The 14,367-nt window shown below is 73.3% G+C and carries 16 protein-coding genes; 10 read left to right on the top strand and 6 right to left on the bottom strand.

Annotated elements, in window-relative coordinates; translation table 11 throughout:
- Positions 1–236: 236 nt before the first annotated feature.
- Positions 237–1,820 carry a putative Ig domain-containing protein gene (locus PT931_RS29410; protein ID WP_456248959.1) on the top strand — a complete coding sequence of 528 codons (1,584 nt, stop codon included), beginning with the start codon at positions 237–239 and terminating at the stop codon, positions 1,818–1,820.
- A gap of 120 nt (positions 1,821–1,940) precedes the next feature.
- Here PT931_RS29410 and PT931_RS29405 read toward each other — a convergent pair whose 3' ends face one another.
- Complete coding sequence (locus PT931_RS29405) at positions 1,941–2,957, bottom strand: LysR family transcriptional regulator (RefSeq protein ID WP_456248958.1); 1,017 nt, start codon at positions 2,955–2,957, stop codon at positions 1,941–1,943.
- A gap of 84 nt (positions 2,958–3,041) precedes the next feature.
- Here PT931_RS29405 and PT931_RS29400 point away from each other — a divergent pair, with 84 nt between their 5' ends.
- From PT931_RS29400 to PT931_RS29390, 3 genes are all read left to right on the top strand, one after another.
- Positions 3,042–3,383 carry a hypothetical protein gene (locus PT931_RS29400; RefSeq protein WP_456248957.1) on the top strand — a complete coding sequence of 114 codons (342 nt, stop codon included), beginning with the start codon at positions 3,042–3,044 and terminating at the stop codon, positions 3,381–3,383.
- 230 nt (positions 3,384–3,613) lie between these two features.
- Complete coding sequence (locus PT931_RS29395) at positions 3,614–4,048, top strand: AAA family ATPase (protein WP_456248956.1); 435 nt, start codon at positions 3,614–3,616, stop codon at positions 4,046–4,048.
- A 182-nt stretch (positions 4,049–4,230) separates the two neighbouring features.
- Positions 4,231–4,803: a hypothetical protein gene (locus tag PT931_RS29390; protein ID WP_456248955.1), complete on the top strand. Its 573-nt coding sequence runs from the start codon at positions 4,231–4,233 to the stop codon at positions 4,801–4,803.
- Here the strand turns inward: PT931_RS29390 and PT931_RS29385 are convergent.
- A complete protein-coding gene (locus PT931_RS29385) occupies positions 4,766–5,587 on the bottom strand; it encodes a hypothetical protein (RefSeq protein WP_456248954.1) in 822 nt (273 codons plus the stop codon). The genes PT931_RS29390 and PT931_RS29385 overlap by 38 nt on opposite strands.
- 271 nt (positions 5,588–5,858) lie before the next feature.
- On the opposite strand from PT931_RS29385, the gene PT931_RS29380 reads away from it, so the two are divergent.
- Entirely contained in the window at positions 5,859–7,031 is a 1,173-nt protein-coding gene (locus PT931_RS29380; protein WP_456248953.1) for an alanine--tRNA ligase-related protein, read from the top strand.
- A gap of 81 nt (positions 7,032–7,112) precedes the next feature.
- On the opposite strand, the gene PT931_RS29375 is transcribed toward PT931_RS29380, so the two are convergent.
- Positions 7,113–7,682 carry a TMEM165/GDT1 family protein gene (locus PT931_RS29375; RefSeq protein WP_456248952.1) on the bottom strand — a complete coding sequence of 190 codons (570 nt, stop codon included), beginning with the start codon at positions 7,680–7,682 and terminating at the stop codon, positions 7,113–7,115.
- A 384-nt stretch (positions 7,683–8,066) separates the two neighbouring features.
- Between PT931_RS29375 and PT931_RS29370 the strand changes: the two genes are divergently transcribed.
- Positions 8,067–8,318: a hypothetical protein gene (locus PT931_RS29370; RefSeq protein WP_456248951.1), complete on the top strand. Its 252-nt coding sequence runs from the start codon at positions 8,067–8,069 to the stop codon at positions 8,316–8,318.
- Between the two features lie 95 nt (positions 8,319–8,413).
- Entirely contained in the window at positions 8,414–8,719 is a 306-nt protein-coding gene (locus PT931_RS29365; RefSeq protein WP_456248950.1) for a hypothetical protein, read from the top strand.
- A 15-nt stretch (positions 8,720–8,734) separates the two neighbouring features.
- Here the strand turns inward: PT931_RS29365 and PT931_RS29360 are convergent, their stop codons facing one another.
- The gene (locus PT931_RS29360) at positions 8,735–9,610 is read right to left on the bottom strand and encodes an SMP-30/gluconolactonase/LRE family protein (protein ID WP_456248949.1); all 876 of its coding nucleotides are present in this window, start codon (positions 9,608–9,610) and stop codon (positions 8,735–8,737) included.
- Between the two features lie 200 nt (positions 9,611–9,810).
- Here PT931_RS29360 and PT931_RS29355 point away from each other — a divergent pair, with 200 nt between their 5' ends.
- Positions 9,811–10,158: a PadR family transcriptional regulator gene (locus PT931_RS29355; RefSeq protein ID WP_456248948.1), complete on the top strand. Its 348-nt coding sequence runs from the start codon at positions 9,811–9,813 to the stop codon at positions 10,156–10,158.
- A complete protein-coding gene (locus PT931_RS29350; protein WP_456248947.1) occupies positions 10,155–11,171 on the top strand; it encodes a hypothetical protein in 1,017 nt (338 codons plus the stop codon). The genes PT931_RS29355 and PT931_RS29350 overlap by 4 nt, the downstream gene beginning before the upstream one ends.
- Positions 11,172–11,624: 453 nt before the next feature.
- Here the strand turns inward: PT931_RS29350 and PT931_RS29345 are convergent, their stop codons facing one another.
- Positions 11,625–11,756, bottom strand: a complete 132-nt coding sequence (locus tag PT931_RS29345) for a hypothetical protein (RefSeq protein ID WP_456248946.1) — start codon at positions 11,754–11,756, stop codon at positions 11,625–11,627.
- 518 nt (positions 11,757–12,274) lie between these two features.
- Between PT931_RS29345 and PT931_RS29340 the strand changes: the two genes are divergently transcribed.
- The gene (locus PT931_RS29340; RefSeq protein ID WP_456248945.1) at positions 12,275–13,261 is read left to right on the top strand and encodes a serine hydrolase domain-containing protein; all 987 of its coding nucleotides are present in this window, start codon (positions 12,275–12,277) and stop codon (positions 13,259–13,261) included.
- Here PT931_RS29340 and PT931_RS29335 read toward each other — a convergent pair.
- Positions 13,258–14,274, bottom strand: coding sequence for a carcinine hydrolase/isopenicillin-N N-acyltransferase family protein (locus PT931_RS29335; RefSeq protein ID WP_456248944.1), 1,017 nt, complete (start codon positions 14,272–14,274; stop codon positions 13,258–13,260). The two genes, PT931_RS29340 and PT931_RS29335, sit on opposite strands and share 4 nt — an antisense overlap.
- Positions 14,275–14,367 lie beyond the last annotated feature (93 nt).

The following is a 14,367-nucleotide window of genomic DNA, read 5'->3' as shown; positions in this document are numbered from 1 at the left end:
GCGGGCGGCCGGGCGACCGCCGCACGCACCGGACCGGGCGACCGCCACCTGCCCGGACCGGACGGCCGGTCACCGCGCCGCCGCCGGCCGCCCGGCCCGGTGTCCGCCCGGTGTCCACGCAGGTCGGCCTGCCAGGGGCGTCCCCTGAACGCTCGCTAAGTAGTACAGTGCCATCGACGGTGGACTATCACCTGGTGGTCGACCGTCTACTGTCACCCCTCTCACATGGAGTTTCCATGCGCAAACGACTCGTCACCGGGTTCGGTGCGGTCCTGCTCGCGGCGGCTGTGATCGCCGGCGGCGCCGCCACCCCCGCCACGGCCGCCCCGGCGACCCCGGGCGTCCTGGCCACCGGACTCAACGCGACCATCGCGCTGAACAATTGCTCGGCGTCGCTCGTGCGGTACCCGGACTCGGTGGACTCCGACCGGGCCCTGATGCTGACGAACGGCCACTGCTACGAGGGCGGCATGCCCGGCGCGGGCGTGGTGCTGCAGAACAAGACCAGCACCCGTTCCGGGACGCTGCTCAACGACGCGGGTACCGGCCTGGGGACGGTCCGCGCCGACAAGCTGATCTACGCGACGATGACGAACACCGACGTCGCGCTGTACCAGCTGAACACGACCTTCGCCTCGATCAAGACCAGCTTCGGCGTGACGGCGATGACGATCGCGCCCACCCACCCGGTGAGCGGCATCGCGATCACGATCCCGTCGGGCTACTGGAAGACGACCTACAACTGCGGGATCACCGGGTACGTGCCCACCCTGCGCGAGGACGCGTGGACGTGGCACGACTCCATCAAGTACACGGAGCCGTGCGCCACGATCGGCGGCACGTCCGGCTCCCCGATCCTGGACAGCGCCCGCAACGTCATCGGTGTCAACAACACCGGTAACGAGGACGGCGCGATGTGCACCCTGAACAACCCGTGCGAGGTGGACCCCGACGGCACCACCCACGCGTACCGGGACCAGAGCTACGGCCAGCAGACCTACTGGTTCACCACGTGCCTGACCTCGGCGCGGGTGCTCGACCTCACGGTCCCCGGCTGCCTGCTCACCGGGGCCAGCACCCCGGGCAACACGGTCACGGTCACCAACCCGGGCAACCAGACGTCCACGGTCAACGTGGCCGACAGCGTGCAGATCCAGGCGTCCTCCTCGGGCTCCGGCCAGACCCTGACCTACTCGGCCACGGGCCTGCCGGCCGGCCTGACGATCAACGCCTCGACGGGCCTGATCTCGGGCACCCCGACCGCGACCGGCACCTCGAACGTCACGGTCACGGCCAAGGACACCACCAACGCGACGGGTACGACCAGCTTCACGTGGACCGTCAGCGGTACGGGCGGCTGCACGGCCGCGCAGGTGATCGGCAACTCGGGCTTCGAGGCCACCACCGCCACGCCGTGGACCGCCTCGACCGGCGTCATCCGGGCCGGCACGACGACCCAGCCGGCGCACGGCGGCACCAAGCTCGCGCTGCTCGGCGGCAAGGGCAGCACCAACACGACCTCCGTGTCGCAGTCGGTGGCCGTCCCGGCGGGCTGCTCCACCTACACCCTGTCGTACTGGCTGCACATCGACACCAAGGAGACCACCACCTCCACGCAGTACGACAAGCTCACGGTGAAGGTCGGCTCGACCACCCTGGCCAGCTACAGCAACCTGAACAAGGCAACGGGCTACAGCCAGAAGACCTTCAACCTGTCCGCGTACGCCGGCCAGACCGTCACCCTGACGTTCACCGGTACCGAGGACTCCAGCCTGGTCACGAACTTCGTCATCGACGACGTGACGCTGAACGTCAGCTGATCCGGCTCTGAGTAGGGGGCGGGCATCTCCGGGTGCCCGCCCCTTCCCGTGTCCGGGGCCGACGAACCCCACCGCAGGCGGCCCGCGACCGGTGCCGCCGGCTGTGGGGCCCGGGTCCGGCTAGGACGCGCGCCGCTGGTCCGGGGCCGGGGGCTGGGCCGGAGCCTGCGGGACGTCCGGGGGCCACATCACCGGGTGGGTCTCCGGATGGCGTTCCCACCAGGGCAGGGTGGTCGTGTTGCGGCGCAGCGCGTCGGAGTACACGTCGATGGTCGCGCGGTGGATCACGTCCACCTCGGCGGCCGACACCGCGTCCGGCCGCCAGCGGAGCACCCGGTGGCCCTGGAGCGGCTGGCCGGCGAGCGGCAGGACGACGACCTCGCGCCGGCCCGGGTACGTCGGCGCGCACATCATCGCGCCCTGCCCCGTGGCGACCAGCTGCTCGGCGTCCATCGCCTCCAGGCTCGTGTACCGCAGCCGGGGCGAGAACCCCGCCGCCTCGCACGCCTCCCGGAACACCGCCAGGGTGCCGTCGTCCCCGCCGGGCGGCCCGATCCACCAGTCCTTCGCCAGGTCGGCCAGTTCGATCATGTCGAGGCAGGCCATCCGGTGGTCGGCGGCCAGCACCACGTACAGCGGCTCGGGGTCGACGATGATCCGTTCGAGGACGCCGGGCGGGCAGGCCGGCAGGTGGCCCTTGTGCGCGCCGATCACCACCACGTCGGCGAGGTCGTTGGCGAGCAGCTGCGCGACGACGGTGCCGGAGGAGTCGACCCGGGTCGTGACGTCGCGACCGGGGAGGTCCTGCTGGAGCCGGACGAGCAACGTACCGATGAAGCTGCTGCGCAGGGCGCCCAGCCGCAACGCGCCGACGTTCCCGGGACGGCCGCCGGCGACGAGCTCCCCCATCTCGGACAGGATGCCCCGCGCCCTTTTCAGCACGAACTGTCCGAGCGCGGTCGGTTCCACGCCCTGTGGCCCGCGCTCGAAGAGCCTGCCCCCCAGGGCCGTTTCGATCCGGCCGAGTTTGGCGGTGAGCGCGGGCTGGGAAACTCCCAGCGCGACGGCAGCCCGGGAGACGCTCCCGGACTCTGCGACCTGGCACAACACCCGAAGGTGCCGAAGATCCAGCTCCATAAGATCAACGTTATACCCGATCGGGATATCACAGAACGTAGGCGACGTGGCACCCTGACCTAGTCATTACATAGGAGGCTCGCCATGCCCATCGCCCAACTCACCGCTACCGCCCTCGGTACGCTCGCCACCCTGAGCGCCGCCGATCGGTTCCGGGTCAGTTGTCTGCGTCTGGACGGTGGTGGGGCATTCGTGTACTGGATGACCGCGGGCGAGACCTACCGGATCGAGCACGACGGCGTCGACTGGGCCGTGACCGGCGGCGCATGGTTCACGCCGGGCCGGACCTACCGGCTGCGCCGCGCCGGACTGCCGGTCGGCGCGCTGCCCACGGCCCCGCACGGCCGGGTCACCCTCCGACCCGGCACGGTGTACGAACTCCGCGCCACCTCCCCCACCCGCTGGACCCTGTACGTCCTCGACTGACCCACCCACCCGGCCGACCACCCCTCACCGGCCGGGCGACGACGGCTTCCGGGCCGGTGCCGCGTGATCGGCCTGACGCGACCCGCCCCGGAAGCCGTCGCGCCGCCCGGGGCTTCCCCACCGGGTGCCGTCGGGCGGTGCACGGATCCCCGCCGGCCCTCCCTCGCAGGAGGGGCCACGGACGAGCCGGCGGGGCGGCCCGGCGGACGGCGCTCTGGGAGACTGGCGCGATGCTGGTGGTCTTCGGAGGGTTGCCCGGGGTCGGGAAGACCGGCCTGAGCCGGGCGGTCGCCGAGCGGCTGGCGATGACCTGGCTGCGGATCGACGCCATCGAGGCCGCGCTGTGGCGGGCGGGGATCGACCGGGCGCACCCGACGGGCCTGGGCGCGTACGTCGTGGCCAACAGCGTCGCCGGAGTCCAGATCGGCCTGGGACTCGGCGTCGTGGTGGACGCGGTGAACCCCGTCGAGGCCGCCCGGCGGGGCTGGCGCGACCTGGCGGCGGCGCACGGCGTACCCCTCAAGGTCGTGGAAGTGGTCTGTTCCGACCCGGCCGAGCACCGCCGACGGATCGAGGGCCGCGCCCCGGAGCCCGACCAGCCGGCACCCCCGACTGGGCGGACGTGCGCGCCCTGGCCTACGAGCCGTGGTCGGAACCCCGCCTGACCGTCGACGCGGCCCGGGACTCCGGGGAGTGCCTCGCCGCGATCCTCGCCTACTGCGGGGTCGACAATGCGACAGCCGGACCGGGATCCGCACGCGAAAGCCGACAAAGCCCGACCCCGCGACATTGACAGGCGTGCGTCGGTGACCGAGGCTGCGGTGGCCTCTCACCGCTTGGAGACCCGATGCTTCCCTCCTGCCGCTCCCTCCTGACCGTGCTCGCCGCCGGCCTGCTCGCCCTGCCCGCACTGGCCGGCTGCGAGGGCGATCCGGCGGGCGACCCGACGGTCAGCGCGTCCGCGAAGACCGGCCCGGACTCCGCCGCGCCGGCCGCCGCGTTCGACCCGTGCAAAGTGCTGACCGTGGCCGACGTGGGCGCGATCCTGGGCGGCCCGGTGACGATGAAGGAGACGCCCGGCGGCGGCTGCCAGTTCGACCAGGAGGACCCGCGCGCACCGTCCTTCGGGATCACCAAGGCCATGCCCGCGGACCAGGGCGGCGGCATCGCCAGCTCGAAGCTCGGCGCGGAGGGCACGATCGACGGGAAGGCGGAGACGCTGTCCGGGGTCGGCGAGGCGGCCTACGTCGTGGTCGGCAGGGGGAAGGCGATCCCGAGCGAGTCGGTGCAGGCGGCCGGGGGCGTGCAGGTGAAGGGGCAGCTGGTCGACGTCACCCTGATCCAGGGCAACAAGCTTTCGGCTGCCGCGGTCACCAAGATGATCAAGGATGTGCTGGCGCTGATCGCTGCCAAGGCCTGACCTCCCCGTCCGCCGGATCGCTCAGCCCGGAAGCCCGGTCAGCCGCAGCTTCGCGTCCCGCGATGCGGCGCGCGGAGGTGACCTGGCGCGCGCCCTCGGGTCCCCGCGTCCAGATCTGGACACCGCGCCCCCGGGGGCTCGTGTCCGCCCACGTCCGGTAGTCCCTGACCGCAACCGTGGCCGACAGCCGCCAGGTCTCGACAGCGCCCGATGCCTCCGGGACGGGTTCGAGCCCCTCCAGCCTGTCGACCACGTCCATGCCGAGGTCACTGCCGACCCACGGTTCCAGGGCTCCGGGAGCCGGGTCCCACGACGCCACCATGTCCGTCATCGCGTGGGTCTCGATCAGGTGCGGCACGGAGGCGGCGATCTCCAGGAACGGCCCGCCGTCGCTGACCCCCACCCGTCCGTCGCTGTGCGCGAGGAACCGCACCGGACACGACACGTGTGGCCCCAGCCAGGAGAAGCACCACCCACGACGGTCGCCGGTCAGGCCGTCGTCGTCCACGTGGAAGTCCCACGACCGGGTGTGGTCGTGGCGGACCCCGCCGATGAGCACGCTTCCCCGGACGTCGTAGCGCAGCCCGCCGTACCTGGCCAGGAAGGTCTCGCGACGGACCACCAGCTCGATCGGAGCCGGGACGAGCCGTCCCTCGGCGTTCCGCACCCGGAGGACGTCGGTGGGGATCCGAAACGCGTCGGGCGGATCGCGCCGCCCGGTCCGTCGCAGCAGGTCCTGAGCCCGTCCGGTCAGGCCGTCGAGGTCATCCAGCAGATGTGGCACAGAACTTCCCTGAGATCGCGATGGTGCGCCCGACTCTAGCGCCCCACAGGAGGTGCTCCCGAAATCACTCGGCGGGTGGCGGGGCGCCGCCGTAGAGTCGGGGGATGAGAAGTCACGTCACCGCGGCCGCACGAGCTACCAGCTCGTCGGTCGTCGCTGCCTGACCCTCACCATCCCCGGCGACCGGAAGCGGTTCGCCGGCGCCCCCTGACCTGTTCACGGCCGTGCCAGCGGTCCCTTCCGGTTGCCCGCCACCGGAAGGCCCACCGCCATGAACACCCAGGAAACCCTCGACACCTTCATCGGGTACTACCGCGAGCACGGCCACCACCGCCTCACCGGCAGCACCCTGCGCCCGCCGCCCGGCGACCCCGTCCTGTTCACGACGTCGGGGATGCACCCGCTCACCCCGTACCTGGAGGGCCGCCCGCATCCCGGCGGTACCCGACTGGTCAACGTGCAACGCTGCCTGCGCACCACGGACCTCGACGAGGTGGGCGACGACACCCACCTGACGGTCTTCGAGATGCTCGGCACCTGGTCGCTCGGCGACTACGACGGCCCGACGAGCCTGCGCTGGGGCCACGACCTGCTCCGGTACGGGTTCTGCGTCGACCCGGGGCGGATGCACGTCACCGTGTTCGGCGGCGACGACCAGGTCGGCCCCGACACGGAGTCCCTCGACGTGTGGACGGAGCTCGGCGTACCCGTCGAACTGACCAGCGACGACAACTGGTGGTCCAACGGGCCGACCGGTCCGTGCGGGCCGGACTCCGAGATCTTCGTGTGGACCGGGGACGGCCCGCCCGAGGGCACCCCGACCGGCGATCCGCGCTGGGTGGAGGTGTGGAACCACGTGATGATGCGGTACCGCCGGCACCCCGACGGCAGCCTCGAACCCCTCGTGCGGCGCAACGTGGACACCGGCATGGGCCTGGAACGGATGGTCACCGTGCTCCAGGGCCACCGGTCCGTGTACGGGTCCGACGGGTTCGAGCCGTGGATGACCCGGATCCCCCCAATCTGGGACCTCGACGGGGAGTCGCTGCGGATCGTCTGCGACCACCTGCGCTCCGGGATCGTCGTGCTCGGCGACGGGATCCGGCCGTCGAACACCGGCCAGGGGTACGTGCTCCGCCGGCTCGTGCGCCGGGTGCTCACCCGGCTGTGGCGCGGCGACGGGTCCCGGACACTGTCCGACCTGCCGGACGTGCTGATCGGCCACACCCTCGACCACTTCGGGCAGGAGGTGGGGGTGGGACCCGTCCGGGACGTCCTGCTCGACGAGGAGCGGCGGTTCCGGGAGCTGCTCCGTCGGGGGCGGCCCGTGGTGGACCGGCAGCGGTCGCGCGGGCGGCTGCGGGAGGAGGACTTCCACTACCTGCACGACACGCACGGCCTGCCCCGCGAGCTGGTGACGGGGCTGCTGTCGGAGGTCGAGTAGGCCACGGCCCACCCCGGAGTCGGAGACCGACCCGGGGCGGGCCGTGCGCGGCGTACCCGGAGAAGGGGTTCCGGGGTGGGGTCAGAGGAGGGCCGTGGCCGCGCGGATCAGGAGGACCGTGCCGAAGATCGCGAACAGGGCCGCCGCGCCGAGCTGGATGGTGCGTTGCGGGAGGCGGCGGCCCAGGTGGTACCCGATCAGGATCGCCAGGCCGTCCGCCGTGATCATGCCGGCCGTGGCCCCCGCCCACACCGCCACCGGGTTCTCGCCCGCCGCGAGGGTCAGGGAGGCCAGCATCGTCTTGTCGCCCAGCTCGGACAGGAAGAACGTGGTGGCCACGCCCAGCAGCACCCGGCGGCCCAGCGGCCGGGCCTCCTCCTCGCCGTCGGGCTCCGGGCGCAGCGACCAGGCCGCGAACCCGAGGAACGCCAGGCCCCCGGCCAGCGAGATCCACGCCGTGGGCAGGGCCAGGCCGAGGCCGTAGCCGACCCCGACGGAGACGGCGTGCACGCAGGCGGTGGCGGCGGCGATCGCGCCGAGCACGGGCCAGGCCCGGTACCGGGCGGCGAACGCCATCGCGGTCAGTTGACTCTTGTCGCCCATCTCGGCGAGGAAGATCGCGCCGAAGGACAGGGCGAGGGCGGTGAACACGTGGATGGTTCCTTCCGGTCGACCGGACCGGAGACACGCGAGACTCCGACCCGGCAGCGAACTGCCTGAGTCGAAGGTCTCGCCCACCCGGTCACCGACCGGGCCGTGCGACCGGGCGAGGATCCGCCAGTATGTCGACCGCACGTGTGGGGGCTACTCCCCTTCGCTGGACCGACCCTACCGGGTGACGCGCGCCGGGCCCCAGCCCGCGCGGGACGGATCACACCCGGGGCCGGTCGGGGCCGCCCGGTCGGGACGACGTGGACGGGTCCGGGGCCGAGGATTCCCCCTCGCGGCGGGGGGCCGGACCCTGCCTCACTGTGTAACATTCCCAATACGGACCGTTCCCAGGATGCAGTCGACGTTCGTCGCGCGGGAGGCGTCATGTACTACACGATCGAGCGCTGCGAACTCGCCGAGGTCAGGCGGGGAGTGCCGTCGGAGTACCGGCTGTGGCGCCCGGCCTACAGTTCCCTGACCAGCGGGGACACCCACCCCCAACGCCTGGCCGCCGGGGTGCTGGAGAACTATCTGCGGGTCACCGGCGCCGCACCGGAGACCGTGCGGGTGTCGGTCAGTTCCGGCGCGGTCGCGTTGTGCACCGTGCACGGTGAGGTCCACGGGGGCGGTTCCTAGGCGGGTCCGGCCGGCCGGTGCGGGGCCCGGCGGACAGAACACTTGCGCGGGTCGGCGATCATCAGGGCACGTACCCCCGATGATCTGGAGCGTGCATGACCGCGTGGCGCCTCGTACTCCTCGCCGGAGCCGTCCTGACCCTGGCCGGCTGCGGCGCCGATCCCGCCCCGTCGTCCAGGCGGCCGGTGTCCGTGCCGGAGGGCTACACCGAGACGTACACCGCTGTGCCGACCCAACCGACGTCCACCGTGGTCAGCACGCCGTCGCCCACCCCGTCGCCGACCTATCCGACGGCCACTCCGACCCCGCCCGGCCGCGGCGGAGCGACGACCACCGTCAGGCAGACGACGTACAGCCGCCCGCCGCAGCCGCCGGCGCCCCGCACCACCCGGCGGCGGTAGTCCGCGCGGTCGGGGTCAGGGCGCGGCGGCGTCGCCCGGGGTCACCGCGCTGATCGTGAACGGCGGTCCGGCCTGGCCGGACCGGTCCGCCATCAGCTGGGAGTTCACCAGGTAGAACCGGTCCGCCAGGTACGCCACCGTCGTCGGGGTGTCCGCCGCCGACCGTTCCAGCCGGCCGACCAGTTCCCCGCTACGGGCGTCGGCCGCCAACCGGAACGCGCTCAGGAAGAACCGGACCGCACCGTCGGGCTCCTCGACGTTGTCGCACGTGTACAGCAGGCCGTCGACCAGCACCATCCCGTCGGCGGACAGCGCGAGCCCGCCCAGGTCCACCCGTTCGGCCGCCCGGGTCGCCACGTCCACCCGCCACAGCACCTCGGTACCCTGCGCGGCGACCAGCAGGGTCGCGCCGTCGTGCACGGCGACGATCCCGTTCAGGAACGGCGTCCGGTCCGCGTCCCCCAGGTCGACCCACTCCTCGGGCTCACCGAGCCGGTCCCCGAGCGCGCACCGCCACACCACGGGCCGCTGGGAGTCCGTGACGAAGGCGTGGCCGCCGACGACACACACGTCGTTGAGCAGGGTACCTTCGTCGGTCGGCACCCGGACCCGGTCGACCAGCGCGCCGGTGGCCGTGTCGTAGCCGAACACGTACCCGGTCTCCGAGCCGCAGACCAGCAGCCGCCCGGAGCCGTCCACGGCCATGCCGAGCGCGCTCGTGCGACCGTCGGCGCCCGCCGGCTGCCAGACCTCCAGTTCGGGCGCGTCGATCCGGCCCCGGAAGATCGTGCCGTCCCGCGAGCTGGACACATAGAACGTGCTCCCGTCGGGGTCCCCGGTGATCCCCTCGGGGAAGACCGCCCCACCAGGCACTGTGTACTCCGTGATCATGACCTCCGAGCCTAGTCACCGTCGGCGGGCGGCACAGCCGGAATACGTACGGTCCGCGCCGGCGGTCGTCGTCGCCGTTCTCCGTCGCCGGCACCGGACGGGGCGACCACCACCGTGGTCGCCCCGGAACGACCACGCCTCGGCCGGTACCCATATCGGGGTTGGTTGCATACGTAGCGAACACGTATATGCTTGACGGCATGACAGACGGACCCCTGCGGGAACCCGCGTTCCTCATCCTCACCGCGCTGGCCGCCGAGCCCCAGCACGGCTACGGCGTGATCGAGGACGTGCTGCGCATCTCCGACGGCCAGGTCAAGCTGCACACCGGCACGCTCTACGCCGTGCTGGACCGGCTGCGTTCGGACGGACTCATCGAGGTGGAGCGCGAGGAGATCGTGCAGTCCCGCCTCCGCCGGTACTACCGGCTGACCGGCGCGGGCGCCCAACGCCTCGTCGCCGAGACCGCGCGGCTCCGCCGGCACGCCGACGCGGCGGGGCAGCGGCTGCGGCAGGTCGGGCTGGCGTTCGGGCCGGGTGCGGCGTGAGCGCGGCCCTCGAGGGTCGGTACCGGCGACTGCTCGCCCTGTATCCGGCGGACTACCGGGCCGCGTACGAGGAGGAGATGCTCGGCGTCCTGCTCGCCGGTTCGACGCCGGACCGGCGGTTCCCGGCCCTCGGCGAGACGATGAGCCTGGTGTGGTCCGCGGGCTGGCGACGCCTGCGCCAGGCCAGGTCCGGCAGTCCCGACACGTGGTGGGGCGACGCGTTGGCGGCGGTGGGCGTGCTGGCCACGCTGCTGATGCTGGGTCGGCACCTGCGGCCGTTCAGCATCTCCGGGGGCTGGGCCGTCATGGCGGGCCACCCGCTCCCCGCCCTGCCGGCCGTCCACTGGCTCCGGGTGGCGTTCTGGGCGGCGATCGTCGTCGCGGTGCTGTGCCGCGGCCGGCGGCTGGCGGCGGCCGGGGCGTGGCTGGCGGCGCTGGGCGAGCTGGTCTCCCTCGTGATCCGCCCGGCCTACCCGGATCTGCCTCCACTGGCCCTGGCCTGGCCGGTCGGCCTGGCCGTGATCGTCGCGGTGGCATTGAGCGTCCCCGGCGGCGCGCGCCGGGGCGTCGCCGTGCTCCGTCGGCGGGGGGCGGCGTTGTGCGCGGCGGCCGGGGTGCTGCTCGCGGTGGCGCCGCTGGTCGTGCCGGCGCTGACCACGGTGGGTGTGATCACCGTGCTCCGGCTCGGGGACTCCGTCGGGCTGGACGAGCGGTGGTTCCGCGCGGAGGCGGCGTCCTCGGGCACGGCCGTCCTGGCGCTCACGGTGTGGATGGTGGTGACACTGGACCCGCCGGTCCGGCGCAGGGCGCTGGCGCTGTGCGCGCCGGCGGTCACGTTGTGGGGCGTCGCGCAGGTCGGGTCGGAGCGGCCGTTCGGCGGGATGTTCCCGATGGCCCTGGTGTGGGGGCCGGGGCACTGGGTGCTGCTGGTCGTCGGGCCGGTGCTGGTCCTGGCCGCGAGCGTGTTCCTGGTGTACCGGTCGGAGCGGGTCGCCCACCGACCGACCACGTAGCCCACCGGGCCGGGTGGTGCACCGCCGCACTGGGCGGCCCCACAGCCCAGCTGGGCTGTGGGGCCGGGGCACTGGGTGCTGCTGGTCGCCGGGCCGTTGCTGGTCCTGGCCGCGAGCGTGTTCCTGGTGTACCGGTCGGAGCGGGTCGCCCACCGACCGACCACCTAGCCACCGGGCCACCCGGCTGGGCGATGTGCCACTGCGCTGGAGGGTGCGCCGCCCAGCTGGACCGTGGGCCCACTGCCTGGTGGTGGGTCCCTGAGCTGTGGGTGGGCCGGGCGGTGGGCCGCTGAGCTGTGGGTGGGCCGGTCAGCGGGGCGGCGGGCCGCCTGGGCAGGCCGGGCGCCCGCCCGGCGGGATCGTCGCCTGCCCGGCCGCGCGTCATCCCCCGGGTGACGCGCGGCGGGCCCTCCGGCATGGCCACGGAGTCCGGCCCGCCGCCCCGGTGCGCGGTCAGACCGGGCTGCCGCCGCCCGGCACCGGGTTCTCGATGATCATCACCACGATGGCCACGATCCACGCCGCCACGACCACGACCCCCAGCAGCACGGCGTGTCGACGTATGAACGCCCTGGCTCTGCTCATCCCGTGTATCCCTACGTGTGTGGGCCCGATCCCGTGTCACCGGCCGCCGTCCAGGCTAGCCCTACCGCCGGGCCTGCGATCCGATTCCGGGACGTCGAACACGACGACAGGGCCGAGGGATGCTCGGTGGCGCCGTGACCGGTACCGCCTGAGCGGTCGGCATGCTCGCCGCCCCGGACACCACCCGGCCCGGACACGGCCCGGACACCACTCGGCCCCGCGGCCCGGACGCCACCCGGCCTGGACAGCACCTCGCCCAGCCCCGGACACCACCCGGCCTGCACACCACCCCACCCCGCGACCCAGGCACCACCGGGCCTGGGCACCACCCGGCCCGGGCACCACCCCGCCCAGGCACCGCCTGCCCCGGACACCACCCGCCCCGGAGTCCCCCGACCCGGATCCCCCGGTCCGGTCGCTCCCACACCACCGTCGCGGCCGAGCCCCCCACCCTCCGACCCGCGTGGACGGACCCCCGAAATTCCTGGTAGAACGGGAAACCTGTCGAAGGAGCGCCCGTGAAGACAACCCCCGGCGAACGGCTCGCCGAGCTGGCCCGAGCCGGTCAGCTGCCCGGACTGCACGCCGTGGTGGCGGTGCGCGGCGGCCGGACGATCCTGGAGCACTACGGCGTCGGCGAGGACTTCCGCTGGGGCGACGCGCTGGGTGAGGTCGCGTTCGACGCCGGGCGGCGGCACGACATCCGGTCGGTCACCAAGAGCGTCACGGCCCTGGTGTACGGGATCGCGCTCGGCGAAGGCCTGGTCCCCAGGCCGCACGAGCCGCTCCTGCGCTCGTTCCCGCGCTATCCGGCGTTGGCGGTCGATCCCGCGCGCGCCCGGCTCACCGTGGAACACGCGCTGACGATGTCGCTCGGTCTGGAGTGGAGCGAGGATGTGCCCTACGACAGTCCGGACAACGCCGAGATCGCGATGGAGCTCGCGCCGGACCGCTACCGGTATGTCCTGGAACGGCCGGTCGTCGAGCCTCCGGGCACCCGGTGGACCTACTGCGGCGGCGCGACGGCCCTGCTCGGGCACCTGATCGCCGAGGGCACCGGCCGGTCGCTGCCGGAGTACGCGCAGGCCGTGCTCTTCTCCCCGCTGGGCATCGACGACGTGGAGTGGATGGCGGGCGAGGACGGTGTCGCCTCCGCCGCGTCGGGGCTGCGCCTCACGCCGCGCGCCCTGGCCCGGATCGGCGAGCTGGTGCTGGCCGGCGGCGGGTGGGACGGTCACCCGGTCGTGCCGGCCGACTGGCTGGACGCGATGCTCCGGCCCCGCCTGGAGACCGACTGGGGCGGCCGGTACGGCTATCAGTGGTATCTCGAGTCCGTCGACGGGCTCCGGATGGTCGCCGGGTTCGGCAACGGTGGCCAGCGCCTGTTCGTCCTGCCCGAGCTGGACCTCTCCGTGGCCGTCACCGCCGGCAACTACGACCAGCCGGAGCAGTGGCGGACCCCGATGACGGTCCTGGGGCGGGTGCTGCTGCCCGCGCTGGCCTAGGGCCGCCGCAGCGGGAAGGTGTGCACCTTCTCCCAACGGCCGGCGGTGGTGACCCGCACGTCGTGGCTGTCCAGCTGGTAGGTGACCGACCACCGGGTGTGCGACTGGGCCACGTCGCGGAGCAGCCCCATCGCGGACTCGGGCGTCAGCACTCCCCCGGCGCGGGTGAGCCGGGCCCGCAGGGTCTCGTACCGCCGGTCGGCGCGGCGGGTCGCCTCGTCCGCGCCGGTCAGGCGGATGTTGGTGAGCGCCTGCCACGGCGGGCCGCCCCGGAGGACCTCCATCCGGCCGTCCACGAACTCCACCACGGCCGAGGCGCCGGAGGAGTCCGCGAGCAGGTAGTGCAGCGCCGGCCCGTCGGTGAAGTCGAGGTTGTACCGGCCCAGCAGCTCCACCGCCTGGTCCACGGTCGCCGCGTGGTCCAGGATGATCCGCTGGATCCGCACGCCCCCCACGGTCGGCAGGGCCGGGTTCTTCCCCGCCCGGCCGGAGTTGTCCGCCGCCAGGCCCACCGCGAGGCCCCGCTCGTTCAGCCCGTCGAAGGGCAGCAGCGGGGCGTTGAGCAGCTCCCGGCGGGTCTTCGGGGCGGTGGTCAGGTCGTCGCCCTTCGCGACCCCGAGGTAGGACAGGTCGACGACCGACACCGCCGCGTACCCGTCCGGGGGTGCGGTGTGCAGGACCATGGCGGCGTGCGGGTCCCAGTCGAAGTTGCGGCCGAAGACGGGGGCCGGGCCGCCGGAGGCCACGAAGAGCGAACAGCCGAACGGGCTGGCCGTCGGGACCATGGGCACGCCGGTCAGCTCGTCGTAGTCGCCGACGTAGTTCATCTCGTAGAGCGGGAGGTCGTCGACCTTGCGCAGGCTCGCGAGGGTGGCGTCGGCCTCGGACGCGGTCTGCCGGGACGCCGACACCGTGGTCGGCCCGGACCCGGGCCCCGGGGCGGTGGTCCCGGCGGGGGCCGCCGTGCACCCGCCGAGGACCAGCACCAGGAGACCCGCCAGCACGATACGCATGCCTCGACGGTATCGCGGACGCGCCCGGGGCGGGAGTGCCGTTCGGCAGGGTGCCCCGGGGCGGCCCCGCCGCGCCGGCGTCCCCGGCCCGAG

This window comes from Longispora urticae (assembly GCF_053902585.1).
This window is presented reverse-complemented; position numbering and strand designations above follow the sequence as displayed.

Excerpts from the sequence above, each read along its gene's own strand:
- PT931_RS29410 (WP_456248959.1), top strand. The coding sequence starts at position 237 with ATGCGCAAACGACTCGTCACCGGGTTCGGTGCGGTCCTGCTCGCGGCG.
- PT931_RS29405 (WP_456248958.1), bottom strand. The coding sequence starts at position 2,957 with ATGGAGCTGGATCTTCGGCACCTTCGGGTGTTGTGCCAGGTCGCAGAG.
- PT931_RS29400 (WP_456248957.1), top strand. The coding sequence starts at position 3,042 with ATGCCCATCGCCCAACTCACCGCTACCGCCCTCGGTACGCTCGCCACC.
- PT931_RS29395 (WP_456248956.1), top strand. The coding sequence starts at position 3,614 with ATGCTGGTGGTCTTCGGAGGGTTGCCCGGGGTCGGGAAGACCGGCCTG.
- PT931_RS29390 (WP_456248955.1), top strand. The coding sequence starts at position 4,231 with ATGCTTCCCTCCTGCCGCTCCCTCCTGACCGTGCTCGCCGCCGGCCTG.
- PT931_RS29380 (WP_456248953.1), top strand. The coding sequence starts at position 5,859 with ATGAACACCCAGGAAACCCTCGACACCTTCATCGGGTACTACCGCGAG.
- PT931_RS29370 (WP_456248951.1), top strand. The coding sequence starts at position 8,067 with ATGTACTACACGATCGAGCGCTGCGAACTCGCCGAGGTCAGGCGGGGA.
- PT931_RS29365 (WP_456248950.1), top strand. The coding sequence starts at position 8,414 with ATGACCGCGTGGCGCCTCGTACTCCTCGCCGGAGCCGTCCTGACCCTG.
- PT931_RS29360 (WP_456248949.1), bottom strand. The coding sequence starts at position 9,610 with ATGATCACGGAGTACACAGTGCCTGGTGGGGCGGTCTTCCCCGAGGGG.
- PT931_RS29355 (WP_456248948.1), top strand. The coding sequence starts at position 9,811 with ATGACAGACGGACCCCTGCGGGAACCCGCGTTCCTCATCCTCACCGCG.
- PT931_RS29345 (WP_456248946.1), bottom strand. The coding sequence starts at position 11,756 with ATGAGCAGAGCCAGGGCGTTCATACGTCGACACGCCGTGCTGCTGGGG.
- PT931_RS29335 (WP_456248944.1), bottom strand. The coding sequence starts at position 14,274 with ATGCGTATCGTGCTGGCGGGTCTCCTGGTGCTGGTCCTCGGCGGGTGC.